We start from the raw sequence: 24,639 nt of genomic DNA, 5'->3' as shown, positions 1-24,639 counted from the left end.
CAGGTCTCCCCATGCTTGAAAACTTTCGTGCTCACGTGGCCGCCCGCGCCGCGCTCGGTATTCCTCCCCTGCCGCTGACGGCTCAGCAAACCGCCGAACTGGTCGAATTGCTGACGAACCCGCCCGCCGGCGAAGAGCAGACGCTGCTCGACCTGATCACCCATCGCGTGCCCGCCGGCGTCGACGAAGCCGCCCGCGTGAAGGCCGGCTTCCTGGCCGCCGTCGCGAAAGGCGAGACGGCCTGCCCGCTGATCTCGCGCGAACGCGCGACCGAACTCCTCGGCACGATGCTCGGCGGCTACAACATCCAGCCGCTGATCGAGCTGCTGTCCGACGAAGCCGTCGCGGCCGTCGCCGCCGACGCGCTGAAGAAAACCCTGCTGATGTTCGACCAGTTCCATGACGTGAAGGAACTCGCCGACAAGGGCAACGCGCACGCGAAGGCCGTGCTGCAGAGCTGGGCCGATGCCGAATGGTTCACGAGCCGTCCGGAAGTGCCGGAAAGCCTGACCATCACCGTGTTCAAGGTCACCGGCGAAACCAACACCGACGACCTGTCGCCGGCACCGGACGCCACCACGCGCCCCGACATCCCGATGCACGCGCTGGCGATGCTGAAGAACGCGCGCCCGGGCATCACGCCGGAAGAAGACGGCAAGCGCGGCCCGGTCAAGTTCATCGAATCGCTGAAGGAAAAGGGTCACCTGGTCGCCTACGTCGGCGACGTGGTCGGCACCGGCTCCTCGCGCAAGTCGGCCACCAACTCGGTGCTGTGGTTCACCGGCGAAGACATCCCGTTCGTCCCGAACAAGCGCTTCGGCGGCGTGTGCCTCGGCGGCAAGATCGCCCCGATCTTCTACAACACGATGGAAGACGCCGGCGCGCTGCCGATCGAGCTCGACGTGTCGCAGATGAACATGGGCGACGTGGTCGAACTGCGCCCGTACGAAGGCAAGGCGCTGAAGGACGGCAAGGTCATCGCCGAATTCCAGGTGAAGTCCGACGTGCTGTTCGACGAAGTGCGCGCCGGCGGCCGCATTCCGCTGATCATCGGCCGCGGCCTGACCGCGAAGGCGCGTGAAGCGCTCGGCCTCGCGCCGTCGACGCTGTTCCGCCTGCCGCACCAGCCGGCCGACAGCGGCAAGGGCTTCTCGCTCGCGCAGAAGATGGTCGGCCGCGCGTGCGGCCTGCCGGAAGGCCAGGGCGTGCGCCCGGGCACGTACTGCGAACCGAAGATGACCTCGGTCGGCTCGCAGGACACCACGGGCCCGATGACCCGCGACGAACTGAAGGATCTCGCGTGCCTCGGCTTCTCGGCCGACCTCGTGATGCAGTCGTTCTGCCACACCGCCGCGTATCCGAAACCGGTCGACGTGAAGACGCACCAGACGCTGCCGAACTTCATCAGCACGCGTGGCGGCATCGCGCTGCGCCCGGGCGACGGCGTGATCCACTCGTGGCTGAACCGCATGCTGCTGCCCGACACCGTCGGCACCGGCGGCGATTCGCACACGCGCTTCCCGATCGGCATCAGCTTCCCGGCAGGTTCGGGCCTGGTCGCGTTCGCGGCCGCCACCGGCACGATGCCGCTGGACATGCCTGAGTCGGTGCTGGTCCGCTTCAAGGGCAAGATGCAGCCGGGCGTCACGCTGCGTGACCTCGTCAACGCGATTCCGCTGTACGCGATCAAGCAAGGCATGCTGACGGTCGCCAAGCAAGGCAAGAAGAACATCTTCTCCGGCCGCATCCTCGAAATCGAAGGCCTGCCGGACCTGAAGGTCGAGCAAGCGTTCGAGCTGTCGGATGCGTCCGCCGAGCGTTCGGCTGCCGGTTGCACGGTGCACCTGAACAAGGAACCGATCATCGAGTACCTGAACAGCAACGTCACGCTGCTCAAGTGGATGATCGCGCAGGGCTACCAGGACCCGCGCAGCCTGCAACGCCGCATCGCGGCGATGGAACAGTGGCTGGCCGACCCGCAACTGCTGTCGCCGGATGCCGACGCCGAATACGCGGCCGTCATCGAGATCGACCTCGCCGACATCCACGAGCCGATCGTCGCCTGCCCGAACGACCCGGACGACGTGAAGACGCTGTCCGACGTCGCCGGTGCGAAGATCGACGAAGTGTTCATCGGCTCGTGCATGACCAACATCGGTCACTTCCGTGCCGCGTCGAAGCTGCTCGAAGGCAAGCGCGACATTCCGGTCAAGCTGTGGGTCGCGCCGCCGACCAAGATGGACCAGAAGCAACTGACGGAAGAAGGCCACTACGGCGTGTTCGGCACGGCCGGCGCACGGACCGAAATGCCGGGCTGCTCGCTGTGCATGGGCAACCAGGCACAGGTGCGCGAAGGCGCGACGGTCATGTCGACGTCGACCCGCAACTTCCCGAACCGTCTCGGCAAGAACACGAACGTGTACCTCGGCTCCGCTGAACTGGCGGCGATCTGCTCGCGTCTGGGCAAGATCCCGACCAAGGAAGAGTACATGGCCGACATGGGCGTGCTCACCGCGAACGGCGACAAGATCTACCAGTACATGAACTTCGACCAGATCGAAGACTTCAAGGAAGTGGCCGATACCGTGCAGGTATAAGTACGCAGTCGGGCTGCGGCGGGTGGTCGACGTCGCAGCGCACCGAAAGGCGCCGCGGGCCGAATGGCCGCGGCGCTTTTTTATGCGGGATGGAAACGACGGCGCGACCGCCGCTGCACGACACGCATGCGGCGTCGCCGCCCGGCTCACGAAGGATCGCGCCGGATCACCAGTTCGTTGAAGCCGGTGCCCGCATCGGGCTCGCGCGAGAAACGATGCGCGGACAGCAGCGCAAGCAGGATCTCGGCCGTCGTGCGCACCACGCAGCCGCGCGCGACATGGCCGCCCGTCACGCGGCCGTCCGCATCCGAGATCGACATATGCAGATGCGCGCCGTCCGGCGACACCGAGCCGGCCAGCGTCAGGATTTCGAGGTCGCCGCGCAGTTCGGTCGGCTGGTCGACGCCGGCGAAGCGCAACTGCGCGACGCTCAGGCTGCCGATCCCCTGGATCACGAAGGCCGCGTGCGCTTCGTGCCGATGTAGCGCTGCCTCGATGGCGCCGCGCAGATCGTCGCCGGGGGAAAGACGCAGAGGATGGGCTTGCATGGTCGAGAACCTGTTGGTCGATCGTGGGGTCGACCAAGCGTACGTTCGCCCGGGGAATCCGGCAAGTCGGCCCGCTTACATGCCGCGATCGCTCGCCAGCAACCCGTACAGCGCGCTGTCCGACACTTCGTCGCCGACGATCCAGCGTTCGCGCAGCAGCCCTTCCCGCACGAAGCCGAGCCGCTCGAGCAGCCCCGCCGACGCAGCGTTGCGCGGATCGATATCGGCCTCGAGCCGGTTCAGCCGCAGCGTGCCGAAGGCATGGTCGATCAACGCCGACGCCGCTTCGCGCATGTATCCGCCGCGCCAGAACGCGCGCCGCAGGCTGAAGCCGATCTCGGCGCGCCGGCACTGCTCGTTCGCGTGGAACAGCACGCATTCGCCGAGCGCTTCGCCGGTTTCCCGCAGTTCCAGCACGCAGGTCAGGCTCTCCCCGCTCGCGGACGTCTGCACGTTGCGCGCGACGCGCGCCTCGGCTTGCTCGATCTGCGTCATCGGCGAGAACGAGAAGTAGCGCATCGCTTCCGCATCGGACCAGATCTCGAAGAAGGCCGGCGCGTCGGCGTCGCGAAGCGGCCGCAGGACAAGGCGGGAGGTAGTCAGCGTGACGGGTTCGAACAGGGGCATGGCTTTCGTCTGACGAAATCGGGACCGTGAATTAGAACACGCGAGCCGCGCGCCAACAATCGCGCGTACGCTCGGCGCCGCACACCACTGCGGGAGCGCCGCGAAACAAAAAGGCCCGGGGAACATCGCCCGAGCCTTTCGGTTCACGCCATCCGCCGCTGCGGAATACGCTTACGCTTCGAGCGCTTCCAGCACCTTCCCCTTCGTCTCGATTCCGACGAAATGCACGGTCACCGCCGCGATCAGCGGCACGACGCCGATCAGGTAGAACGCCGGCGCGAGGTTCCCGCCGATGATCGCGTGCGGCACGATCATCGGCGCGGCGAACGACGCGATCTTCAGCCACGCGCTGCCGAGCCCGCAGCCCGACGCGCGAATGCTCGTCGGATACTGTTCCGGCGTATAGACGTACGCGGTAATGAAGCCCGACGCCATCAGCCCGAGCGACAGCGAGCAGAACACCGCGACCACGTACACCGACGACGCGTGATAGATACCCGCGAGCGCCAGCGACAGCGCGCACAGCACGAACGACCACACGATCACCGGCTTGCGGCCGAGCTTGTCGACCAGCAGCGCGGAAGCGAGCGACCCGAGCACGCCCATCACCGAACCGATCACCGCGAGGTTCAGCGCGAGCTGCAGCGGCGCGTGATAGAAGTTCTTGTAGATCGTCGGCAGCCACGTCGACAGCCCGTACTGGATGAACCCGCAGGTCGCCCACAACGTCGCCACCGCGAGCGTGCGCTTGCGATACGCGGCGCTGAACAGGTCGCTCATCCTGCGCTTCGGATGCTGGCGCACCATCTCGTCGAACGCGGCCACCTGCGTGACCGGCGGCAGCTCGCCGCGCACCGATCCTTCGAACACGCCGACCGCACGCCCGGCTTCCGCGAGCCGCCCGCGCGACGCGAGCCAGCGCGGCGATTCCGGCACGAGGTGGATGAGCACGAGCGACAGGATCAGCGGCAGCCCGCCGACGAAGTACATGATCTCCCAGCCGAAACGCGGCACGAGCCACGCGCCGAGCGCCATCGACACGAGCAGGCCGATCGGGAACACGATCTCGTACAGCAGCACGAAGCGGCCGCGGCCATGTGCGCGCGTGATCTCGTTGATGTACGTCGCGGCGACCGGCAACTCGCCGCCGAGCCCGAGCCCCTGCAGGATTCGCAGCAGCACGAAGATCTCGAAGGTCGGCGCGAAGCCGCACGCGATGCTCGTGATGCCGATCACGGCCGAGCTCCACGCGATCGCCTTCACGCGGCCGTGCTTTTCGGCGAGCGCGGGAAACAGGAATGCGCCGATCAGCTGGCCGATCGCGCCGGACGCGATCAGCATGCCGATCTGCGTCGGCGACAGCCCCCATTTGTGAATCAGCAGCGGCAACGTCGCCGCGATCGTGATCACGTCGAAGCCGTCGAAGAACGTCGCGGTGCCGATCAGCACGCGTGCGCGGATCTGCATCGCGTTGGCCGGAAGCCGCTCGAGCCGCGCGATGATCGCGCCGGGCGTGGAGGCGGCAGCTTCCGTCGCGGCCCTGCCGGCCACGACATTGTCGAAAGTGCTCATGCGGGGGATCTCCTGGATCTCTTTCCGGGTTGGGCCGGTCAGGCAAGCGCTTGGGTCGTGTCTGCCAGGGCTTCCGTATTCACCGCCCGGCCCTGGTTCATCCACTTGCGCGCGAGCTTCAACTCACGCGCGTTGTTCACGGCGATGACACCTCTCACATGCCCGTCGCCGACAAAAAACAGCGTCGCACGACGCGCGGCGAGATCGCCGCGCACGACGAGCTGCGCATCGGCCGGCAGATCACCGAGGATCTGCAGGTTCACGTCGTACTGATCGGACCAGAACCACGGAATCTCCGCGTACGGTGCACGCACGCCGAGCACGGCCTTCGCCGCCGCGATCGCCTGGTTCTGCGCGTTGGCCCACGATTCGAGCCGCACGCGCCGCTTCAGCCAGCCGTTGTGATGGTTCGCGACGTCGCCGCACGCGAAGATCGCCGGGTCGCTGGTCGCGCCGTATTCGTCGACGACGATGCCGTCGTCGATCGCGAGCCCCGCGTCGCTCGCGAGCGATGCATTGAGCGCGAGGCCGATGCCGGCCACCGCGAAATCGGCGTCGATCGTCGTGCCGTCGGCGAGCGTCGCCCGCACCTTCGACGCGTCGTCCGGTTGCGCATCGAGCGATTCGAGTGCCACGCCAAGTCGCACGTCGACACCGTTCGAACGATGCAGGTCGAGCAGGAAGTCGGACACGATCTGCGGCACCGAGCGGCCGCACAAGCGCGGCGCGCCTTCGACCACGATTGCATCCACGCCGAGCTTGCGCGCGGTCGCCGCGACTTCGAGGCCGATCCAGCCGCCGCCGATCACGAGCACGCGCCGGCTCGCGCGCAGCTTCTCGCCAAGCGCGGCCGCTTCGTCGAGCGTACGCAGGTAATGCAGGTGCGGCGTCTTGACGAGCGCATCGGGCAAGCGGCGCGACGTGCCGCCGGTCGCGATCACGAGCCGGTCGTATTCGATCTCGCGGCCGCTTTCGGTTTTCACCACGCGGCGCGTGCGATCGATCGACGCCGCGCGTTCCGGCTGCCACGCTTCGACATTCAGCGCGTCGAATTCGTCGGGGCGCACGACGCGCACCGTTTCGATGTCCGCGTCGCCGGCCAGCACGGCCTTCGACAACGGCGGGCGCTCGTACGGCAGATGCGGCTCGTCGGCGATCATCACGAGACGGCCCGCGAAGCCTTCGGCGCGCAGCGTCTTCAGCACCCAGCCGGCCGCCTGGCCGCCGCCGATCACGACGACCGTGCCCGGCGCGGGCTGCTCCTGTGTGTTTGCTTCGCTCACGATTTGCGCTCCGTCATGAACTTGCCTTCCGGCGCCTTCGCGTTCTTCTGCCGGCGCGTGTTGCCGTCGAGGCCGCCGTCGACCGCCCATTCGGCGAACACCGTCGGGCCCGGTTCGAATTCGCGTGGCTGCCATTCGGGCGTCAGCACGTCTTCGTCCGCGTAGTACTCGATCAGCGCGCCAGCCGGATTCTGGAAGTACCAGAAGTACGCGGACGACACCGGATGACGCCCCGGGCCGAGCTGCGTTTCCCAGCCGCAGCGGTCGATGTGCATGCCGCCGCCGAACACTTCGTGGATGTCGCGCACGGTGAACGCGACGTGGTTCAGGCCGCGCTTGCCATTCGGCAGCGCGAGCAGGAACAGGTCGTGATGGCCACCGTGCGGCGCGCAGCGCATGAATGCGCCGCGGCCCGGATAACGGTCCGACGTCTCGAAGCCGAGCAGCTCGTGATAGAACGTTTCCTGTGCGTCGAGGCAGTTCGTGAAGAACACCACGTGCCCGACTTCGACCGGCTCCGCACGCGCATAGATCGGGCTCGGCTGGTCGACGCGCAGCGTCTGGCCCCACACATTCGACGGCGAGCCGGTGATGTCGAGCGCGCGCTTGCGCGTCACTTCGATACGGATCGCCATCCCGTTCGGATCGATGCAGCCGACCGCATCGTCCTGCGCGTAATAGCCGGGCTGGCCGGCCAGCTTCGTGCGCAGTGCGTCGAGTTCGCGCGGCGTCGCGACGCCCCACGTGACTTCACGCAGCGTCGGGCCGGCCTCGAACGCGGGCGGCAACGACGGATCGTCGGCTTTCACGACCAGCACGGTACAGCCGTTCAGCGTCTCGAAACGCGCACGCGTGTCGTCGTGCGCGATTTCCTTCAAGCCCCAGTCGGCGAAAAAGCGTCGGCACGTCGCGAGGTCGTCGACACCGTACGTGATCTGCTCGATTCCCAAGATGCTCATTGCGTCATTCCCCTTCGCTCAGTTCGCCCACGGCAGCGGCGCGTCGTTCAAGCCCCAGTAGAGGCTCTTCTGCTGCATGTATTCGCGGATGCCGAGACGCCCCTTCTCGCGGCCCATCCCGCTCTCCTTCCAGCCCGAGAACGGCGTGGAGATCGAAAACAGCTTGTACGTGTTGATCCAGACGGTGCCCGTCTCCAGCGCACGCGCGATGCGCCATGCACGCTTGTAGTCGCGCGTCCAGATGCCGGCCGCGAGGCCGAACACGCTGTCGTTCGCCTGCGCGATCAGCGACACCTCGTCGTCGAACGGCATCGCGACCAGCACCGGCCCGAAGATTTCCTCCTGGCAGATGCGCGCGCTGTTCGGCAAGCCTTCTAGAATCGTCGGCTGATAGAAGAAGCCGTGCTCGCGCCCGTCGCCCGACGGCCGCTCGCCGCCGCACAGCAGGCGGCCGCCCTCTTCCAGCCCGAGCGCGACGTAGCGTTCCACCGATTCGCGATGCTTCGCGGTGATCAGCGGGCCCATCTGCGTGTCGGGCCGCGTCGGGTCGCCCACGCGCAGCTTGCGTGCGCCGGCCACCAGCCGCTGCATGAATGCGTCGTACACCGCGCGCTGCACGAACAGCCGCGAACCGGCGATGCAGGCTTCGCCAGACGAGCTGAAGATGCCGTACAGCACGCCGTTGACCGCGTGATCGAGATCGGCGTCGTCGCAGACGATCGTCGGCGATTTGCCGCCGAGTTCGAGCGATACCGGCATCAGCTTCTCGGCCGCGATGCGCGCGATGCCGCGGCCCACTTCGGTGCCGCCGGTGAACGACACCTTCTTCACCAGCGGATGACGCACGAGCACGTCGCCGATCACCGAGCCCTTGCCCGGCAGCACGCTCAGCACGCCCTTCGGCACGCCGGCTTCCTCGCAGATGCGCGCCAGCGCGAGCGACACGAGCGGCGTGACTTCGGCCGGCTTGAGCACCACCGCGTTGCCGCCGGCGAGCGCCGGCGCGAGTTTCTGCGCGTCGGATGCGATCGGCGAATTCCACGGCGTGATCGCCGCGATCACGCCGATCGGCTCGTACACGCTCATCGTCAGGTAGTCGCCGCGCGACGGCGTCAGCTCTTCGTCGAGCGTTTCGAGGCAGGCCGCGAAGTAGCGGAACGTGTTCGCGGCGCTGGCCACCAGCACGCGCGTCTCGCCGATCGGCTTGCCGTTGTCGCGGCGCTGCAGGTTCGCGAGCGCTTCCTGGCGCTGCATGATCAGGTCGGCGATGCGGTACAGCACGTGCGTGCGCTGGTGCGGCTTCAGGCCGGCCCAGTCGGCGCGACGCCATGCGGCGTCGGCCGCCACGACGGCGTCGGCCGCGTCTTCCGCGTTCGCCGTCGACACTTCCATGTTCACCGACTGGTCGGCCGGATAGATGCTCGTGTAAGGCGCGCCACGGCCGCGCCGCCACTCGCCGCCGATCAGGATGTTGCCGTCGGGTACGAGGCGCGTATCGAAAGGAGTCATGTCACAAGTCCCACAAATCTGTCTCTGCACATCCGCCCTCGCCGTGGCGCGGGCGGATGCTCGATGGTCCGGTCAGATCACGCAGCAGGCCGCGCGGTTGCGCAGCGCGCGAATCGCGCTGTACGCCGTCAGCGCGGACGTCTTCGGGTTGTCGGGCAGCGGCTTGCCGCTCATCTCCAGCGACATCTCGCCGAATGCGCCGCGCGCGGTGATGCGGTGCACGTTGCGCTCGACGGCCGGATCGGCGATCAGGCGTACGTGCGTCGCGTCGAGGCCGAGGCCCGCGAGCGCCACCGTCGCCGCGACATTCGCGTTCTTCGGATACAGCCGCGCGGCGTCGCGCGCGCTGCCTTCGAAGATCACCTTTTCCTCGGTCATCGCGCGCAGGTCGCACAATTCCTCGGCCGGCGTGCCGAGCCAGCCGAGCGGCGGCTTGCGGCCGACGTACCGCACTTCGTCGAGCCCGCCCTCCTTCGCGGACGCCAGCGCGTCGATGCCGCCGATCGCGCCGGACAGCAGCGTCACCGTCGTGCCGCCTTCGTCGGCGGCCCGCGACAGCACGTCGAGCAGCGCGAGATCGGACAGCGCGCCGATCGACGCGACCGCGCAGTCGGTACCGGCCTTCAGCAGCGGCACGACGTGATCGACGAGCGCGCCGTGGCCCGCGCATTCGAGCGCGAACTCGGGGCGGCGGGCCAGCGCGTCGACCGACGACACGACCTCCACCGCGCCGCCGAGTTCGCGCTGCACCGCCGCGCGCTGGTGTTCCGGCACGATCACGTGCGCGACGCGCAACGACGCATCGTGCTCGACCGCGCGGTACACGGCCGCGCCGATCGCGCCGAAGCCGATCATCGCGACGTCGACGGGGGCGCGCGCCCGCTTTTGCCCGTTATGCATACTGGCGCTCCGTCGGCGCTTCCTTCTTCACCGGCGGCCCCGCGAAGTTCGACGCGAACGAGCCGACCGACAGCATGTCGACCTCGACCATCACCGGCCCTTCCTTCGCGATCCCTTCGCGCACGATCGCTTCGGCCTGGTCGAGCGACGTGATCCGGTAGTGCGTGAGGCCGAAGCTCGCGCAGAACTGCGCGAAATCGGGCTGGTGCAGCTGCACGAAGCAGCGGCGGCCGCCGTAATGCGCATCCTGGATGTTGCGGATCACGCCGTAGCACTGGTCGTTCATCAGCACGATCATCACGTTCGCGTTTTCCTGCACGGCCGTGACGAGCTCGCCGACGTTGACCATCAGGCCGCCGTCACCGACGAGGCAGACCGTCTTCGCCGCCGCGCCCGCGAGCGCCGCGCCGATGCCCATCTGGATGCCCTGGCCGATGCCGCCGCCGAGCGCATGCACGCCGGAGCGCGGCTCGAAGATCTTCAGCAGACGGTTGCCCCATGTGCTGTTCGAGATCGTCACGTCGCGCACCCAGTTGTAGTCGCGGCCCACCGCGCCCTGCAGCGTGTCGACGAGCTTCTTGTACGGCCCGAGGCCCTTCGCCACGTCGGCCACGGCCTCCTCGCGGGCTGCCGCCAGATCGGCCGCGAATTGCGGATCGACCGACAGGCGGCCTTCGAGGCGATCGGCCAGCTCGGCCAGCACGCGCTTCGAATCGCCATGTACGAACAGCTCGTTGCGATAGCCGCGGTTGTCGGCAAGCGCATCGGCATCGACGCGGAACAGCGGTTGCGGCAGCGCGAGCTTGTACTTCAGCGTTTCGTTGCCGCGCAGCCGCGAGCCGACCACGACGAGCGCGTCGCAGGTCTTGTAGAACGCCTCGACGGACGCATGCACGTTGAATGCGCCGAGCGTCGCCGGGTGATCTTCCGGCAGCACGCCGCGACCCTGCACACTCGTCACGACGCCGAAGCCGAGCTTCACGAGGCGTTCGACTTCCTCGCGTGCATGGCGCGCGCCGCCGCCGAGCCACAGCAGCGGGCGGCGCTTGGCCGCGAGCGCGTCGGCAAGCTTCGCGACGCGGGCGCTGTCGTGCTCGCGCACCGCGACGTGCGCCGGCGCGAGGTCTTCCGGCCATTCGATTTCGGCTGCCTGGATGTCGATCGGAATCTCGACGGACACGGGGCCCGTCGGTGCCGTCTGCGCGATGCGCACGGCTTCGCGGATCGTCGGCAGCACGGTTTCGACGGTACGCACGCGGAACGCGGCCTTCGAGATCGAGTCGAGCATCGACAACTGGTCGGGCGCTTCGTGGATATATGCAAGATCCTGGTCGAGATACGGCGTCTCGATCTGCCCGGTGACGTGCAGCAGCGCGGTACCGGCCGTCAGTGCCTCGACCATCGCACCGGCCGCATTGCCGGCCGCCGTGCCCGTGCTCGTGAACGCGACGCCGAGGCCGCCCGACACGCGGGCCAGCCCGTCGGCCATGTTCAGCGCACCCGCTTCCCCGCGCGCACCGACATACCGGATGTTGCCGCGCGAGTTGATCGCGTCGAGGATCGGCATGTTGTGGATCGAGATGACACCGAATGCGGTCTTCACGCCGCACTGCTCGAGAAAGGCGGCAATCAGCTCGCCAACCGTGGTTTTTTCAGACATGGCGTGCAAAGCCTCCAGAAACGTCGATATGGCTGCCCGTCGTGTAGGACGACAGATGCGTTGCGAGATAAAAAAGTGCCCAGGCGGCCTCGTCAGGCTTGCCGAAGCGATTCAGCGGAATGTGCTTCTTGCGGGCGAGCGCGCCCGTCCAGTCTTCCCAGCTTTCGCCGGGCTGCGCCTGCGTGTCGTAACGGCGGCGCCACTGTCCCGACTCGACGATGCCGATCAGGATCGAGTTCACGCGGATGCGCTGCGGCGCGAGTTCGGTCGCGAGCGACTTCACGAGGCTCAGCACGCCCGCGCGCGCCGACGAGGTCGCGACCATGTGCGGCTCAGGCTGCAGCGCGAGCAGCGAGTTCACACAGGTGATCGTCGGCGCGGCCGCGTCGCGCAGCAGCGGCAGGAATGCGCGCGTCGGGCGGATGATGCTGAAGTACTTCAGTTCGAGTTCTTCGCGCCAGGCGTCGTCGGTCGTATCGGCAAAGGTCGACACGCGGCCCTGGCCGGCGTTGTTGACCAGCATGTCGGCGCGGCCGAAACGCGTGGACACCGCTTGCGCGAAGGCGGTCACGTCGGCTTCGTCGAGCACGTCGCAGCGCACGGCCAGCAGTTGTGCGCCTGCGTACTTGTCGCGCAGCATCGCTTCGGCGCGTGCGAGGCGTTCGTCGTCTCGGCCGCAGATGGCGACCGATGCGCCGGCCTGCAGGAACCGCTCGGCCGTCGCGAGGCCGATGCCGGACGAGCCGCCCGTCACCACCGCCACTTGCCCGGTCAGATCGATCTGGATCATCGGAGTCCTAAAGCTTTGAGAAACGTGTGCTCGTCATCCGAGCGGTAATTGAGCCGCCGCGACAATTCCGCCGCCGCGCGCTGCACCTTGTCGATCAGCCCGTCCGCGATCAGCGCCGCGTCGATCTCCGGACGCGGCACCGTCACCGTGATGCACGCGACGATCTTCTGCGTCTCGTTGCGCACCGGCGCCGTGACGACCGAGATCCCGCGCTCGAACGACGAATTGCTGACGCCGTAGCCGCGCAGCGCATCCTCGCGGATCACGTCGTACAGCGCGTCAACCGTCTCCGGCGTCGCGCTCGTCATCCGGTTCAGCGCGCCTTCCGGATACAGCGCGTGCAGTTCCTTCAGCGACAGGTCGCCCATCAGCACGTGGCCGTGCGTCGTCGCGTGCGCGGGCAGCCGGGTGCCGACGTTCACGCGGATCGAGCTGAACACCGGCGACTGGCTCTGCGCCTTCGCGACGAACACCACGTCGCGGCCGTCGCGAATCACGATGTGCGTCGTGAAGCCGGTCGCGTCGCGCAGGCTCTCGATCACCGGCAGGCCGAGATCGGTCAGCTCCAGCGAGCTCAGGTATTCGAAGCCGAGCCGCAGCACGGCGATGCCGAGCTTGTAGTTGCGATCCTTGTCCGCGCGTTCGAGAAAACCGAGCGATTCGAGCGTCTGCAGCAGACGGAACACCGTCGTGCGCGGAATGCCGAGCCGTTTCGACAGTTCGGGCGCGCCGAGCACGGGCTCGCGCGGCGAGAATTCGGCGAGAATCCGCAGCCCGCGTTCGAGGCCCGGCACGACGTAGCTGGCTTCGGCCTTCGCGTTGTCGGATTCGTTTTGTTGCAGCGGTTCGCTCATGCCGGCCCCCGCTGTGGGTCGCACTGACGACAGAACGTGTCGATCAGCGCGGAATAAACGGCCGGCGCTTCCACGTAGCCGGCATGCCCCGCCTGCGGAATCACCTGCAGCCCGACGTGCGCGGCCGCGGCGATCCGCTCGCACGCGGCGGGCGGCGTGATCGCGTCGTTCGCGCCGACGGCCACGGCCGTGCGGCCGCGAAAGCCGGCGAGATCGGCCGCGAGATCGGCGTTCGCGAGCAGATGCGTGGCCTGCGCGTAGCCGGCCGGCACGATGCGCGCCATGTTCCAGCGCACCCATGCCTTTGCCTCCTCGTTCGCGAAACCGGACAGCATGTTGCCGCTGCGCTGCTCGGCGAGCCCGGCCGGGCCGAGTTCCGCGAGCATCGCGAGCCGCGCGTCGCGGCGCGATTCGCGGGTCTCGGCCGGTGCGCTGCCGTAGCCGCCCGCGGGCGAAATCAGCAGCAGGCCGGCGATCCGCGCGGGCATCACGCGGACGAGGCCGCCCGCGATGATCGCGCCGAGCGAATGACCGACCAGCACGCAGCGTTCGATGCCGAGTGCCTCGAGCCACGCGTTCAGCGATGCCGCGTAATCGGCGGCGGCCGGCGACGCGCCGTGCACGGGCGTCGACACGCCGTAACCGGGCGCATCCCACGCGAGTACGCGCCGCGATGCACCCAGCGTGTCGAGCTGGCGGACCCACGATGCGGCGCCCGAGCCGATCCCGTGCAGCAGCACGACGGGCAGCGCACGGCCCGCATGCTGCGCGCCGGCCTCGCCTGCACCCGCCTCACGGTAGCCGATCGCGCCCGCCGCGCCGGCCGCGCAACGCTGCTCGGGAAACTGCCCGAGCAGCGCGGCGAACGCCGCGGTGCGGTCGCGTTCACGTTCGCGTTTGTCGATGACACTCATTGCTTCATCCGCCCCGTCTCAGCGCTTGATCTTCGCGAGCGGCGAATCGGGCGGATACGTCGGCGTGATCGGCTTCGACGAACCGAGCATCACGCACATCAGCGCATCTTCCTCGCCGATGTTGATTTCCGTGCGATACACGCCCGGCGGCACCGAGATCAGGTCGCGCTCGCCGAGGATCGCTTCCCAGGTCTCGCCGTCGCGCTCGCAGATCACCTTCATCTTGCCGCGCAGCACGAAGAAGATTTCCTCGACGTCGATGTGGATGTGGCTCGGGCCGATGTTGCCGGCCGGGATCACCATCGTCGAAAACGTGAAGTTGCCGGCCGGCACCGTGTTGACGTCCTTCGCGACGCCCGTGCCGCCCGTGCCGACATAGCGCATCTGCGCACGGCGGTACTTCGGGTCGTAATCGGCCTGGAACTTCAGCGCGTCCCAGTCGTAGCGCCGCGTTTCGTAGCGCGCGACGCGCCCTTCCATCCAGTCGTTGAAGCTTGCGCCTTCCGGCTGGTCCCACGACTTGCGTTCGAGATCGGCGTCCGCCATCGTCCTCTCCTTCATTCCGAGTGAAAACTTCAAATCAGTTCATTACGAAGCCGCCGTTCACCGGCAGCAGCTGACCCGTCACGAAGCGCGCGCCGTCCGACAGCAGGAACAGCACCGGGCCCGTCACGTCCTCAGGCAGTTGCGTGCGCGTCAATGCGCGGCCCTGCAGGTAGAACGCGTGACGCTCGGCCGGTACGTACGCGGTCGCCTCGACTTCGGTCAGCCCCGGCGCAATCGCGTTGACCGTCACGCCGTGCGCGCCGAACTCGCGTGCCTGCGCATGCGTCATCGCGATCACCGCGCCCTTGCTGGCGACGTACGCGAGCAGCTTCGGCGCGCCCCATAACGCGGTGTCCGACGCGAGGTTCACGATCGCGCCGCGACCCGACCGCGCGAGGTGCGGCAGCGCCGCATTGCTGACGAGCCACACGCCGCGCACGTTCACGTTCATCACGGCGTCCCACGTCGACACGTCGAGCTCCGTCGACAGCTTGCCGCCCGAGTTCGTGATCGCCGCGTTGTTGATCAGCGCGTCGAGGCCGCCGAGCACCGCCGCGCCCTGCGCGACGAAGGCGTCGATGCTCGCCGGATCGGCGAGATCGAGTGCGAAGAAATGCGCGGTGTGGCCGGCTTGCGTGAGCCGCGCGGCCAGCGCGCGGCCCTCTTCCGCGAGCACGTCGCCGAACGCGACTTGCGCGCCCGCTTCGACCAGCGCCGTCACGAACGCAGCGCCGAGGCCGCGCGCACCGCCCGTGACGAGCACCCGGCGGCCGGGCAGCGCGACGACCGGAGTGGACTCAGCCATTCGCGGGCTCCGCGGCGGCGTGCGCCGCACGATGCGCGTCGAGCGCGGACAGATGCTCCTGCGCACGCTGGCGCAGCATCCGGCGCACGCGCGTGATGCCGACGTCGTGCTGGTACAGGTATTCGTGATCGCGTGCATGCGGCGCGAGGCTTTCGAGGACGTAGCGATCCTGCTCGAGCACGTCCCAGTGCAGGCCTTCGAGGCGGTTGCGGTACATGAAGCGCCACACGTCGCGCTGCCAGCCGCCGACCTTGCGGGTACGCCAGAAATAGACCTGGCAGTGGTCGCCGTCGACCGGCGTCGCGAAGCCGATGATCCCGAAGTTGCCGCCCGGGCCGAACTTCTGCTTGTACGGAATCGCGAGGCGCATCCACAGGCAGCCGGTTTCGCCGAGCTCGACCCAGTCGAAGTTCACGTCGCGCTGGCCGATCTTTTCGAACATCAGGCCCGTGTCCGTCTTGCGCACGCGCATGTCGGCCTGCTTGTCGCCTTCGGCCATCGAGTGCGACGTCGCGTGCAGATACGCGCCGTGCATCGGGTCCATCACGTTGTCGATCGCGTACTGGTAATTGCACTTCCAGTTCGACACGCACAGGAAGTGCGCATACTCGTCGGCGACCAGTTCTTCCGGCAGGTTCAGCGGCGCCGGCTCGCCGTGCGCTTCGTCGCCGAACCACAGGAAGATCGCGCCGGCCTTCTCCTCGACCGGATACGACTTCACGCACTTCGTGCCTTCGAGCGGACAGTTCGACACGGCCGGTACGCGGTTGACCGTGCCGCCGCCGTCGACTTCGATGCCGTGATACCAGCACGCGATGTTGCCGCCGAGGTTCCAGCCGAGCGACAGACGCGCGCCGCGGTGCGGGCAACGATCTTCCAGTGCGTGGACCTTGCCGTCGTGATCGCGCCACAGCACGATCTGCTCGGACAGGCGCGTGAGGCCGACGGGCGCGTTCGACACCTGCCAGCTCGGCGCGACGGGATACCAGTAGTTCTTGATGCCGCGGTCGAGATAGTCACGGACCGGGTCGTGTTGGGCTTCGTGTTGGTCGGGGGACGTCATCAGTGTGCTCCGGATGCGGTTGTCGGGTCGGCGCTCAGGCGCGCGGCGCGGTCAGTGCGTTCATTCCGCCAGCGAGGCCATTTCGGCGCGGAAACGCTCAGGTGTCCAAACCGTGCCGTCCGGCGCGCGGAAGCCGATGCGGTTCAGCCCCGCGACGACATCGTCCACCTCGGTCGCGCCGCTCTCGAACACGCGTTCGAGCGCATCGCCGAGGTCGTTCTCGTACTGGGTCGGTGCGGCCTTGCGGTTCTGCCAGATCTGGTTCTCGACCTGACCGGGGATCTCGATCTGCCCCTTGCCCGCGACGTTGTTCGGCTGCGGCGCCACCCACGGCTTCAGGAAGGGATTGAAGTTGACGGTCGCTTCTTTCATGTCATTCCACCTTGATCTGGATTTCTTCACCGGCGAGGCGCACCGCGTACTGCTTCAGCGCGCGTCCGCCCGGACCCTTCAGGCATGCGCCCGTCTTGATGTCGAACACGGCCTCGTGCAGCGGGCACTCGACCGTGCCTTCGTCGACGAACCCCTGCGTCAACAACGCGTACGCATGCGGGCATACGTTCTCGAGCGCATACACGTCGTCGCCGACGCGGTAGATCCCGATTTCCACGCCGTCGGTCCGCTTGAACTCGATCGGCGTGTCTTCCGACAGCGCGCCGGCATGACCGGCGCAAATCCATTGTTCAGACATCTCACACCCTTCCTTCTGATCGACTCTCGGTTTGTTCCATATCCGGAACGTCAGTTTATGGATGGTGATTATAGGAGCGACTTTCCGCGAGCAAAATAAAAAGCTGCATGTCCTAGGGAAAACACCGACACTTAGCTCGGCCGCTCCCTTCGTCTACCCTGTCGAATGTAATTTTTTGTTATGCGACGGGGATTTATCGGCTTTTTCAAGACATCACGCGGGATTGCCGGGCGTCTGCCCGCCACTCATCCGTCCCGAAAAATTTATTTTTGATCGGGCGCGCACCCCCTCTATACTCCATTCCATTAAAGGCACATTGTTCCTTATATGGAACACAAGAATGCCCGTTCGGCGATGAACATGCGCGACGGCCGGCCGTCCCCGCGCAGGCCGTCACAACACGTATTCATCAGGTTGGAGAGTCAGGAGATCAAATGGTCAAGCATGCGGTAGTAGCAGCAGTCATCGGGATGGGCGTCGCGTCGGGCGCGTGGGCGCAGAGCAGCGTGGTGCTGTACGGCAGCATGGATGCGGGCGTCGCATACGTGAACAACGTCGGCGGCCACGCGAAGTGGGCGATGATCCAGGGCAATACGCAGCCCGACCGGTGGGGCCTGAAGGGCAAGGAAGATCTCGGCGACGGACTGTCGGCGATCTTCCAGCTGGAAAACGGCTTCTATACGAACAACGGCCAGTTCGCGACGGCGAACACGATCTGGAACCGCGCGGCGTTCGTCGGCCTCAGCGCCGAGCGCTACGGCACACTGACGCTCGGCCGCCAGACGCCGCTGTCGTTCGACTATCTCGATCCGCTCAGCACCGCGTATCTCGCGCTGAGCTGGTATGCGTTCCATCCCGGCAACATCGACGGGCTCGCCGCGACCGGCAACGTGCCGTACAACAATTCGATCAAGTACCGTTCGCCGACCTTCGCGGGTTTCTCGGCCGCGGCGACGCTCGCGCTCGGCAACACGACGAACTTCTCGACCGGCAAATCGGTCGGCGTCGCGCTGAACTATGCGAACGGGCCGTTCAAGGCGTCGGCCGTCTACTCGAACGAGCACGACCGCTCGATCCTGATCAGCCAGACGGGCATCACGTCGTTCCAGGGGCAAAACACCGCGAATGGTTATCTCGCCAGCAAGGTCGAGAACATCGGCGCGGGTGCGTCGTACCAGATCGGCGACTTCCTCGTGCATGGCCTCTACACGCGCGTGAAGATGCAGTCGAACGGGTTTTCCGACACGTTCCAGAGCTACGACGCGGGCGTGAACTACCGCAGCAGCGCGTTCAACACGATCGCGGGCGGTGCGGCGACCACGACGCTGGCCGGCCGCCGCTGGACGCAGGTCGAACTCGGCGACATCTACGCGTTGTCGAAGCGCACGCAGCTGTATGCGAACGTGCTTTATGAACACGGCTCGGGCGGCGCGAAGGCCGCGTTCTTCACGGCCGGCGTGTCGAGCACCGCGAACCAGGTGATCGTGCTGACCGGCATTCATCACTCGTTCTGAGCGAACTCGGGCACCGCGCCTGCGGTACCCGAAAACGACAAGAGCGGCCCGCGGGCCGCTCTCTTCGTTCGCAATGCCGCGCGCCGCGGCCGGCTCGATGCGCGAGCGTCAGAACATCGCGACCTTGTGGCGCGCATGCGCGAACGTCGGGTCGCTTTCGAGCGGACGATAGTTCAGCCGTTGCGACAGGTCGACCGCCGCGCCGCACACCGCTTCGACGAGCCGCTCCTTCTCGCCGGCCTCGCCGATCTCCGAGCGCGGCACCGTCGCGGTGATCGCCGCGACGATCGAGCCCGAATGATCGCGCACGGGCGCCGTCACCGCGGAAATGCCGCTCTCGAACGCCGCCTCACTGACCGCGTAGCCGAGCCGCGCGTAATGACGCACGCGTTCGTACAACTCGTCGACGGTGCCGGGCGTGCGCTCGGTGAACTGTTCGAGTTTCTTCTCCGGATAGAGCTGTCGCAGCGCATCGCGCGTCAGGTCGCCCATCAGCACGTGGCCGTGCACGGTCGCATGCGCGGGCAGGCGCGTGCCGACGTGCACCTTCACCGAACCGAACATCGACGCATTGCTTTGCGCCTTCGCGACGAACACCACGTCACGCTGGTCGCGGATCAGCAGGTGCGTCGACAGGCCGGTCGAATCGCGCAGCCGTTCGAGCACGGGCGTGCCGAGATCGGTCAGTTCGAGCGAATTCAGGTATTCGAAGCCGAGCCGCAACACGCCGACGCCGAGCCGGAAATAGCGGTCGCCGTTCACGCGTTCGAGAAAGCCGAGCGCCTCGAGCGTCTGCAGCAGGCGGAACGTGGTCGTGCGCGGAATGCCGATGCGCTTCGACAGCTCGGGTGCGCCGAGCACGGGCTCGCGCGCGGAGAATTCGGCGAGGATCCGCAGCCCGCGTTCGAGCCCCGGCACCAGATAGGACGAAGCGCCGCCGCCCGACGACTCGTCGTCGCCAGGCGCCGCCGGCTCAGGTGCATCGCTCATCGTTGTCTTGACCATGTGGACATGGACGGAAGGAAATCAGTCACGAAACAGGTCATGGATCGCCGTGGAGATTCAGTCATGCTACCTCAGTGCGCGCGTGGGCTCGCACCGCTGCGCGGCGCCGCGATGCAGCACGCGCATCCACGCACAATGACGCGTCATTCAAGGTCGAGAGGATAGCAGCGTTGGACGGCGCGACGCCATGCGGAAATCGCCGGACGGCGGGAAGGCGGCCGCGCGGCGCTGGCGCGCGGCACGCGGTCGGGCGACGGTGGCCGAAGCGTGAGCGTCGACGCCAGGCAGCCTACAGACGCGACAGATAGACGCGAATGGTCGTGCGGTCGTACGCAAAGCCGCCGGCCGGGTCCGGCTGCAGCACGCGTGCGAGATCGACCGGATGCAGCCATCCGGCGCCCAGCAGGCCGCCGTTGATCCCGCGAATCCGGGTGCCGCCGACGGCGATCGCGGCGTGAAAGACATTGGTGCCCCGCGCGAAGCCGACCGCGGTGCCCGCCGGAATGCTCGCGCGCCCGTCCCACTGATTGCCGGTCTCGAAGTTGAAGCGCGTCTTCCACAGCTGGCCGATCGTGTCGAGCAACGTACCGGGCGCGATCATCGCGTCGGCGCGCAGCAGATAGCGGACATAAGCAGCGGCGTCGTAGCAGACGCCGCCGGACACGTACTCGTCGATGTTCGCCATCCCGAACATCAGCGCCTGCGCGTGTTTTTGCCGTTCGGCGATGCCGGATTGGGCGACATGCCCGCCTAACTGGGTGAGTTGCACGGATAGCTCCTTTCAGGAATGCGGGACGTCATCGTCCTGCGGATGCGATAACGTCATATCTTATTACGATATGGCTCGGCATTTTCCAGGCGCGCTTCCGCCATACGGGGTTCGCGCTTTGCCCGGGAGGTCGCAAACCCGCGCACAGGCTTCCGCTACGCGTGTCGGAGTCGGCGCGATGCTTCAACATCGAACCGCACGAACCAATTGGCGCGGCAAAACCGCCAACGAAAAACCAGAAATGAGAAACAGTCGGGGACACACCGTCCGGCAACGGACGGCACGGAGGAAGACGATCCTCGGGCGGGATCGCCGCGACGGCGTCAGGCCGTCACGGCGTGGTCATATTCGGCGCGGGCAAGCTGGCCGGCGGCGTATGCCTCGGCTTCGCCGCGAAAGCCTTCGCGGCTGAACGCCACGACTTTCACGCCGACGCCGGTCGCCCGCTTCACCGTCAGCGCCCATTGCCATCCGCCGTCTTGCTCGAAGACGTGTAGCGAGGGTTCGAAGGAAGGGTCGAGTACGGTCACGCGTTGTGCTCCTGCCCCGTTGCGCGCTACGTCGGCAACGCATGGAGGCATGTCGAAAGGATCGCGCCGGCCTGCCGACGCGTTTGTGCCATTCCTCAGTGTAGTCAATAATTGTTGCGACGCACCATCAGAGGTTTCACTCACCTATCGAAACCGGGCGGTCGATCGAATCTACCTGAAAGCCTTGCGGGACGGGCCTGAGCGCCCGGCCGGACACGCTGCATTGAATTCGTGCGGCAACGTGCCGCACGCGCAACCGATTGCTTGCATTGGCCTTTCGTGAATCACCGAAACGGGGGCGCGATCTATCCGGCCGCGATCGATACGCGTCGGAAGGTGAGGTTGACGCGTTCGCCCTGCACGCCCGGCGCCTTCGGCACGCGGTGCTGCCATTCGGCCTGTGTGCGCCCGCGCATCACGAGCAGGCTGCCATGCACGAGGCGGTACGCATGCGTGACGCCGGTCTCGCGATGGCGAAGATCGAACACGCGCATCGCGCCGAGACTCACCGACGCGATCACCGGCGCGTCGCCGAGTTCGGGTTCGTTGTCCGCGTGCCAGCCGAGGCTGTCCAGCCCGTTGCGGTAGCGATTGAGCAGCACGCTGTTGAAACCCACGCCGCACGTCGCCTCGACCGCGTGCTTCAGCCCGAGCACGGCCGGCGTCCAGGGTTCGGGCACGTTGCGGATCCCCGAGTACACGTACACGGCATCAGGCTCGCCCTGCCACGCGGTGAGCCGCGGCAACGGAATGCGCCCGCGCGGCGTGCGGATCGTGTCCTGTCGCCACGCGACCTCGTCGATCAGCGCGGCCAGCGCGTGGTCCGCGGCGGGTGGCGCAAGCCAGTCCGGGTACCAGTCCACGTCGGGCGCGGGCGTATCAGCGAAGAGATCGGGCGTCGACATGTCGGCAGGAACGGGCAAGGAACGAAGCAAACGAGGCATGTCTGCATACTAGCCAACGGCGCCGCGCGCCGCCATGCGCTGCCATTCCCTGCTGAAAGAAAGCCGCCGAAAAACCTGCCGTGCACCGCGATACGCGTTCGTATTGCGTGACGGACGCCTCCCGGCCATCCGCTAGCCGCGCGTCAGCCGGATCAGCGTGATCTCGGACGGCACGCCGAAGCGGTTCGGCGGCCCCCAGTAGCCGGTACCGCGGCTCGTATACAGCCACATGTCGCCGAAGCGGTTCAGCCCGCCGACCACCGGCTGCTGCAACCGCACGAACGGCGGCCACGGCAGGAACTGGCCGCCATGCGTGTGCCCCGACAACTGCACGGTAAAGCCCGCGCGGCTCGCCGCTTCCGCGCTGCGCGGCTGGTGCGCGAGCAGGATCTTCGTGCCGACGTCGCGCGGCGCACCGGCCAGCGCCTGCGCGGGGTCGCTGCGATGCGCGGGATCGAAGCCGCCCGCCGTGAAGTCGGTCACGCCCGCGAGCACCGCCCGCGCGCCGCCGCGCTCGATCAACACGTGCTCGTTCAGCAGCACCGTCAGCCCGATACGACGAAACTCGTCGATCCATGCATGCGCACCCGCGTAGTACTCGTGGTTGCCCGTCACGAGGAAGGTACCGTGCCGCGAGCGCATCTGGCCGAGCGGCGCGGTGTGTTCGCGCAGGCGCTTGACCGAGCCGTCCACCACATCGCCCGTCACGACCACCAGGTCGGCGTCGAGCGCATTGACCGCGCGCACGATCCGCTCGATGTAGGGCCGCTTGATCGTCGGCCCGACGTGGATATCGGACAGTTGCACGATCGTCAGCCCGTCGAGTGCGGCCGGCAGCCCGGCGACCGGAATCGACACGCGCTTGACCGCCGCCGTACGGCGCGCGCCGACGAACCCGATCGCGGTCACGAGCACCGCGGCCGCCAGCACGCCGAGCGCCGTGTCGGGCGCGGCGCCGGGCCATGCGCCGTCATGGCCGAGATGCCGCCACACGAGCACGCCGAGCAGCACGAAGTCGCGCAGGAGCGTCAGCACCAGCAGCGACGAGAAGAAGCCCATCACGAGCGCGCCGGCCCAGCCGACCAGCGTCGCCGCCCAGCCTTCGTCGAAGCGGCGCGAGAACATGCCGACCGGAATCAAGACGACGAAACTCGCCAGCACGAGCGCCGCGATCGTACGCGCGAGCGGCGACGCGAACGCATCGGGAATGATCCGCATCCCGACGTACAGATGGAACAGCACGCCGATTGCAATGAACCGGACAAAGAAACTTCGCATGAAACGTTCACCTTCGTTGCACGACCGCATCCGCGGCACGCGGCGCACGGGCCGTAATGCCCAGGTGCCGCGTGTCGCGCCCTACGCACGATGGTACACAGATCCCGGTCGCGACGACGGGTCGCCGCCGACGGTGCAGCGCCGTGCGGCTTCGCGCGATAATCGGCCATCCTCCCGCCGCCACGTCCATGCGCTTCGATATCGTCGACCTCAAACTTTTCACGCACATCGCGGAAGCGAACAGCCTGACACGCGGCGCCGAACGCGCGCATCTGTCGGTGCCGGCCGCCAGCACCCGCATCAAGCACCTCGAGGAGCAGGTCGGCGTGAAGCTGCTGAGCCGCACGAGCCAGGGCGTCACGCTGACCGCGCCGGGCGACACGCTGCTCGCGCATGCGCGCCGCGTGCTGCGCCAGCTCGAGCAACTGACCGGCGACCTGCAGGAATATGCGTCGGGCGTGAAAGGCCACGTGCGCGTGTTCGCGAACACCACGGCGATGAGCGAGTTCCTGCCGGGCGTACTGCGTCACTATCTCGTCAACCATCCGGACGTGACGATCGACATGCAGGAGCGGCTGAGCCCCGACATCGTGCGCGCGGTGCAGGACGGCATGATCGACATCGGCATCGTCGCCGGCGACGTGTGCACCGACGGGCTGCAGGCGATGCCGTACCGGCGCGACCGTCTCGTGCTCGCGACCGCGCTCGGGCATCCGCTCGCCAGCCTGGCGTCGACGCCGTTCGTCGCGACGCTCGACCACGACTTCATCGGCCTGCCCGAGGCGAGCGCGATCCACACCTTCCTGAAGCGCGCGGCCGCCGACGTGCAGCGCACGCTGCGCTGGCGCATCCAGGTCAGCAACTTCGAAACCGCATGCCGGATGATCGAGGCGAACGTCGGCGTCGGCGTGCTGCCCGAAGGCACCGCGCGCCGCCATGCGAGGACGATGGCGCTGCGCCTCGTCGCGCTCGAGGACGACTGGGCCGAGCGCCAGTTGCAGATCTGCGTCGCCGATCTCGATGCGTTGCCGCGCTTCGCGCGCGATCTCGTCGACCTGCTCGTCGAGGATGCGCGCGAGCGACCGGACTGACCGGATTCGCATGCGTTCGAGCGGCAATCGGCGGTTTGCGCGCCGATTCCGCTGCGTCGGCATGGCAAATTCCACTGCGCGCTTTTCGTCTGACGATCCTTTACAGTCCGTTAGCAACCCTACGCGAGCGGGTGCTGGCAGAATCGCGGCGGCCCGATCATCGCTGCCGACACGCACCGCCGGACCGTCC

Annotated in this window: 24 protein-coding genes; 3 read left to right on the top strand and 21 right to left on the bottom strand. The window is 67.3% G+C overall.

Annotated features, from left to right (window positions below):
• Positions 1 to 11 precede the first annotated feature (11 nt).
• Positions 12 to 2,597, top strand: coding sequence for a bifunctional aconitate hydratase 2/2-methylisocitrate dehydratase (acnB, locus tag AP428_RS18775; protein WP_011547436.1), 2,586 nt, complete (start codon positions 12 to 14; stop codon positions 2,595 to 2,597).
• A 146-nt stretch (positions 2,598 to 2,743) separates the two neighbouring features.
• On the opposite strand, the gene AP428_RS18770 is transcribed toward acnB, so the two are convergent.
• The 16 genes from AP428_RS18770 to AP428_RS18695 all read right to left on the bottom strand — a co-directional run bounded on the left by AP428_RS18770 (position 2,744) and on the right by AP428_RS18695 (position 17,318).
• Complete coding sequence (locus AP428_RS18770; protein WP_011547435.1) at positions 2,744 to 3,145, bottom strand: PPC domain-containing DNA-binding protein; 402 nt, start codon at positions 3,143 to 3,145, stop codon at positions 2,744 to 2,746.
• Between the two features lie 75 nt (positions 3,146 to 3,220).
• Positions 3,221 to 3,772 carry a GNAT family N-acetyltransferase gene (locus tag AP428_RS18765; protein ID WP_011547434.1) on the bottom strand — a complete coding sequence of 184 codons (552 nt, stop codon included), beginning with the start codon at positions 3,770 to 3,772 and terminating at the stop codon, positions 3,221 to 3,223.
• Positions 3,773 to 3,943: 171 nt separating this feature from the next.
• A complete protein-coding gene (locus AP428_RS18760; protein WP_011547433.1) occupies positions 3,944 to 5,344 on the bottom strand; it encodes an MFS transporter in 1,401 nt (466 codons plus the stop codon).
• Positions 5,345 to 5,382: 38 nt separating this feature from the next.
• Positions 5,383 to 6,627, bottom strand: coding sequence for an NAD(P)/FAD-dependent oxidoreductase (locus AP428_RS18755; protein ID WP_011694776.1), 1,245 nt, complete (start codon positions 6,625 to 6,627; stop codon positions 5,383 to 5,385).
• A complete protein-coding gene (locus tag AP428_RS18750; RefSeq protein ID WP_011547431.1) occupies positions 6,624 to 7,586 on the bottom strand; it encodes a VOC family protein in 963 nt (320 codons plus the stop codon). Before AP428_RS18750 ends, AP428_RS18755 begins: the two co-directional genes overlap by 4 nt.
• Before the next feature lie 18 nt (positions 7,587 to 7,604).
• On the bottom strand, positions 7,605 to 9,095 hold the full coding sequence (locus AP428_RS18745; RefSeq protein WP_011547430.1) for an aldehyde dehydrogenase: 1,491 nt from the start codon (positions 9,093 to 9,095) through the stop codon (positions 7,605 to 7,607).
• 72 nt (positions 9,096 to 9,167) lie between these two features.
• Positions 9,168 to 9,995, bottom strand: a complete 828-nt coding sequence (locus tag AP428_RS18740; RefSeq protein ID WP_011547429.1) for an aspartate dehydrogenase — start codon at positions 9,993 to 9,995, stop codon at positions 9,168 to 9,170.
• Complete coding sequence (locus AP428_RS18735) at positions 9,988 to 11,655, bottom strand: thiamine pyrophosphate-binding protein (protein WP_011547428.1); 1,668 nt, start codon at positions 11,653 to 11,655, stop codon at positions 9,988 to 9,990. The genes AP428_RS18740 and AP428_RS18735 overlap by 8 nt, the downstream gene beginning before the upstream one ends.
• Positions 11,648 to 12,445 (bottom strand): SDR family oxidoreductase, encoded by a 798-nt coding sequence (locus tag AP428_RS18730; RefSeq protein ID WP_011547427.1) that lies wholly within the window; start codon positions 12,443 to 12,445, stop codon positions 11,648 to 11,650. Before AP428_RS18730 ends, AP428_RS18735 begins: the two co-directional genes overlap by 8 nt.
• On the bottom strand, positions 12,442 to 13,299 hold the full coding sequence (locus AP428_RS18725) for an IclR family transcriptional regulator (RefSeq protein WP_011547426.1): 858 nt from the start codon (positions 13,297 to 13,299) through the stop codon (positions 12,442 to 12,444). The genes AP428_RS18730 and AP428_RS18725 overlap by 4 nt, the downstream gene beginning before the upstream one ends.
• Positions 13,296 to 14,213, bottom strand: coding sequence for an alpha/beta fold hydrolase (locus AP428_RS18720; RefSeq protein WP_011547425.1), 918 nt, complete (start codon positions 14,211 to 14,213; stop codon positions 13,296 to 13,298). The genes AP428_RS18725 and AP428_RS18720 overlap by 4 nt, the downstream gene beginning before the upstream one ends.
• Positions 14,214 to 14,231: 18 nt before the next feature.
• Positions 14,232 to 14,759, bottom strand: coding sequence for a cupin domain-containing protein (locus AP428_RS18715; RefSeq protein ID WP_011547424.1), 528 nt, complete (start codon positions 14,757 to 14,759; stop codon positions 14,232 to 14,234).
• Positions 14,760 to 14,793: 34 nt separating this feature from the next.
• A complete protein-coding gene (locus AP428_RS18710; protein ID WP_011547423.1) occupies positions 14,794 to 15,564 on the bottom strand; it encodes an SDR family oxidoreductase in 771 nt (256 codons plus the stop codon).
• Positions 15,557 to 16,627: an aromatic ring-hydroxylating dioxygenase subunit alpha gene (locus AP428_RS18705; RefSeq protein ID WP_011547422.1), complete on the bottom strand. Its 1,071-nt coding sequence runs from the start codon at positions 16,625 to 16,627 to the stop codon at positions 15,557 to 15,559. Before AP428_RS18705 ends, AP428_RS18710 begins: the two co-directional genes overlap by 8 nt.
• A gap of 60 nt (positions 16,628 to 16,687) precedes the next feature.
• Positions 16,688 to 16,999: a recombinase-like helix-turn-helix domain-containing protein gene (locus AP428_RS18700; RefSeq protein ID WP_011547421.1), complete on the bottom strand. Its 312-nt coding sequence runs from the start codon at positions 16,997 to 16,999 to the stop codon at positions 16,688 to 16,690.
• 1 nt (position 17,000) lies between these two features.
• On the bottom strand, positions 17,001 to 17,318 hold the full coding sequence (locus tag AP428_RS18695) for a non-heme iron oxygenase ferredoxin subunit (RefSeq protein WP_006478721.1): 318 nt from the start codon (positions 17,316 to 17,318) through the stop codon (positions 17,001 to 17,003).
• 434 nt (positions 17,319 to 17,752) lie between these two features.
• Here AP428_RS18695 and AP428_RS18690 point away from each other — a divergent pair, with 434 nt between their 5' ends.
• Positions 17,753 to 18,832, top strand: a complete 1,080-nt coding sequence (locus AP428_RS18690; RefSeq protein ID WP_011547420.1) for a porin — start codon at positions 17,753 to 17,755, stop codon at positions 18,830 to 18,832.
• Positions 18,833 to 18,940: 108 nt separating this feature from the next.
• Here the strand turns inward: AP428_RS18690 and AP428_RS18685 are convergent, their stop codons facing one another.
• The 5 genes from AP428_RS18685 to AP428_RS18665 all read right to left on the bottom strand — a co-directional run bounded on the left by AP428_RS18685 (position 18,941) and on the right by AP428_RS18665 (position 23,358).
• Entirely contained in the window at positions 18,941 to 19,837 is an 897-nt protein-coding gene (locus AP428_RS18685; protein WP_011547419.1) for an IclR family transcriptional regulator, read from the bottom strand.
• A 289-nt stretch (positions 19,838 to 20,126) separates the two neighbouring features.
• On the bottom strand, positions 20,127 to 20,606 hold the full coding sequence (gene tecA / locus AP428_RS18680) for a type 6 secretion system effector deamidase TecA (protein WP_011547418.1): 480 nt from the start codon (positions 20,604 to 20,606) through the stop codon (positions 20,127 to 20,129).
• A 323-nt stretch (positions 20,607 to 20,929) separates the two neighbouring features.
• Positions 20,930 to 21,136, bottom strand: a complete 207-nt coding sequence (locus tag AP428_RS18675) for a hypothetical protein (protein ID WP_006478718.1) — start codon at positions 21,134 to 21,136, stop codon at positions 20,930 to 20,932.
• A gap of 305 nt (positions 21,137 to 21,441) precedes the next feature.
• Positions 21,442 to 22,041: an alpha-ketoglutarate-dependent dioxygenase AlkB gene (locus AP428_RS18670; RefSeq protein WP_172593233.1), complete on the bottom strand. Its 600-nt coding sequence runs from the start codon at positions 22,039 to 22,041 to the stop codon at positions 21,442 to 21,444.
• Between the two features lie 171 nt (positions 22,042 to 22,212).
• Complete coding sequence (locus AP428_RS18665) at positions 22,213 to 23,358, bottom strand: metallophosphoesterase (RefSeq protein ID WP_011547415.1); 1,146 nt, start codon at positions 23,356 to 23,358, stop codon at positions 22,213 to 22,215.
• Positions 23,359 to 23,546: 188 nt separating this feature from the next.
• On the opposite strand from AP428_RS18665, the gene AP428_RS18660 reads away from it, so the two are divergent.
• Entirely contained in the window at positions 23,547 to 24,449 is a 903-nt protein-coding gene (locus AP428_RS18660) for a LysR substrate-binding domain-containing protein (protein ID WP_011547414.1), read from the top strand.
• The last annotated feature ends 190 nt before the right edge of the window (positions 24,450 to 24,639 follow it).

Source organism: Burkholderia sp. E168m22 (assembly GCF_001319805.1).
In the GTDB taxonomy this organism is placed as follows: Bacteria; Pseudomonadota; Gammaproteobacteria; order Burkholderiales; family Burkholderiaceae; genus Burkholderia; species Burkholderia orbicola.
The sequence above is the reverse complement of the archived record's forward strand: the minus strand, read 5'-3'. Positions and strand labels throughout refer to the sequence as shown.

Coding starts and splice junctions, on each gene's coding strand:
- acnB (WP_011547436.1), top strand. CDS start 12: ATGCTTGAAAACTTTCGTGCTCACGTGGCCGCCCGCGCCGCGCTCGGT.
- AP428_RS18770 (WP_011547435.1), bottom strand. CDS start 3,145: ATGCAAGCCCATCCTCTGCGTCTTTCCCCCGGCGACGATCTGCGCGGC.
- AP428_RS18765 (WP_011547434.1), bottom strand. CDS start 3,772: ATGCCCCTGTTCGAACCCGTCACGCTGACTACCTCCCGCCTTGTCCTG.
- AP428_RS18760 (WP_011547433.1), bottom strand. CDS start 5,344: ATGAGCACTTTCGACAATGTCGTGGCCGGCAGGGCCGCGACGGAAGCT.
- AP428_RS18750 (WP_011547431.1), bottom strand. CDS start 7,586: ATGAGCATCTTGGGAATCGAGCAGATCACGTACGGTGTCGACGACCTC.
- AP428_RS18745 (WP_011547430.1), bottom strand. CDS start 9,095: ATGACTCCTTTCGATACGCGCCTCGTACCCGACGGCAACATCCTGATC.
- AP428_RS18740 (WP_011547429.1), bottom strand. CDS start 9,995: ATGCATAACGGGCAAAAGCGGGCGCGCGCCCCCGTCGACGTCGCGATG.
- AP428_RS18735 (WP_011547428.1), bottom strand. CDS start 11,655: ATGTCTGAAAAAACCACGGTTGGCGAGCTGATTGCCGCCTTTCTCGAG.
- AP428_RS18730 (WP_011547427.1), bottom strand. CDS start 12,445: ATGATCCAGATCGATCTGACCGGGCAAGTGGCGGTGGTGACGGGCGGC.
- AP428_RS18725 (WP_011547426.1), bottom strand. CDS start 13,299: ATGAGCGAACCGCTGCAACAAAACGAATCCGACAACGCGAAGGCCGAA.
- AP428_RS18720 (WP_011547425.1), bottom strand. CDS start 14,213: ATGAGTGTCATCGACAAACGCGAACGTGAACGCGACCGCACCGCGGCG.
- AP428_RS18715 (WP_011547424.1), bottom strand. CDS start 14,759: ATGGCGGACGCCGATCTCGAACGCAAGTCGTGGGACCAGCCGGAAGGC.
- AP428_RS18710 (WP_011547423.1), bottom strand. CDS start 15,564: ATGGCTGAGTCCACTCCGGTCGTCGCGCTGCCCGGCCGCCGGGTGCTC.
- AP428_RS18705 (WP_011547422.1), bottom strand. CDS start 16,627: ATGACGTCCCCCGACCAACACGAAGCCCAACACGACCCGGTCCGTGAC.
- AP428_RS18700 (WP_011547421.1), bottom strand. CDS start 16,999: ATGAAAGAAGCGACCGTCAACTTCAATCCCTTCCTGAAGCCGTGGGTG.
- AP428_RS18695 (WP_006478721.1), bottom strand. CDS start 17,318: ATGTCTGAACAATGGATTTGCGCCGGTCATGCCGGCGCGCTGTCGGAA.
- AP428_RS18690 (WP_011547420.1), top strand. CDS start 17,753: ATGGTCAAGCATGCGGTAGTAGCAGCAGTCATCGGGATGGGCGTCGCG.
- AP428_RS18685 (WP_011547419.1), bottom strand. CDS start 19,837: ATGGTCAAGACAACGATGAGCGATGCACCTGAGCCGGCGGCGCCTGGC.
- AP428_RS18670 (WP_172593233.1), bottom strand. CDS start 22,041: ATGTCGACGCCCGATCTCTTCGCTGATACGCCCGCGCCCGACGTGGAC.
- AP428_RS18665 (WP_011547415.1), bottom strand. CDS start 23,358: ATGCGAAGTTTCTTTGTCCGGTTCATTGCAATCGGCGTGCTGTTCCAT.
- AP428_RS18660 (WP_011547414.1), top strand. CDS start 23,547: ATGCGCTTCGATATCGTCGACCTCAAACTTTTCACGCACATCGCGGAA.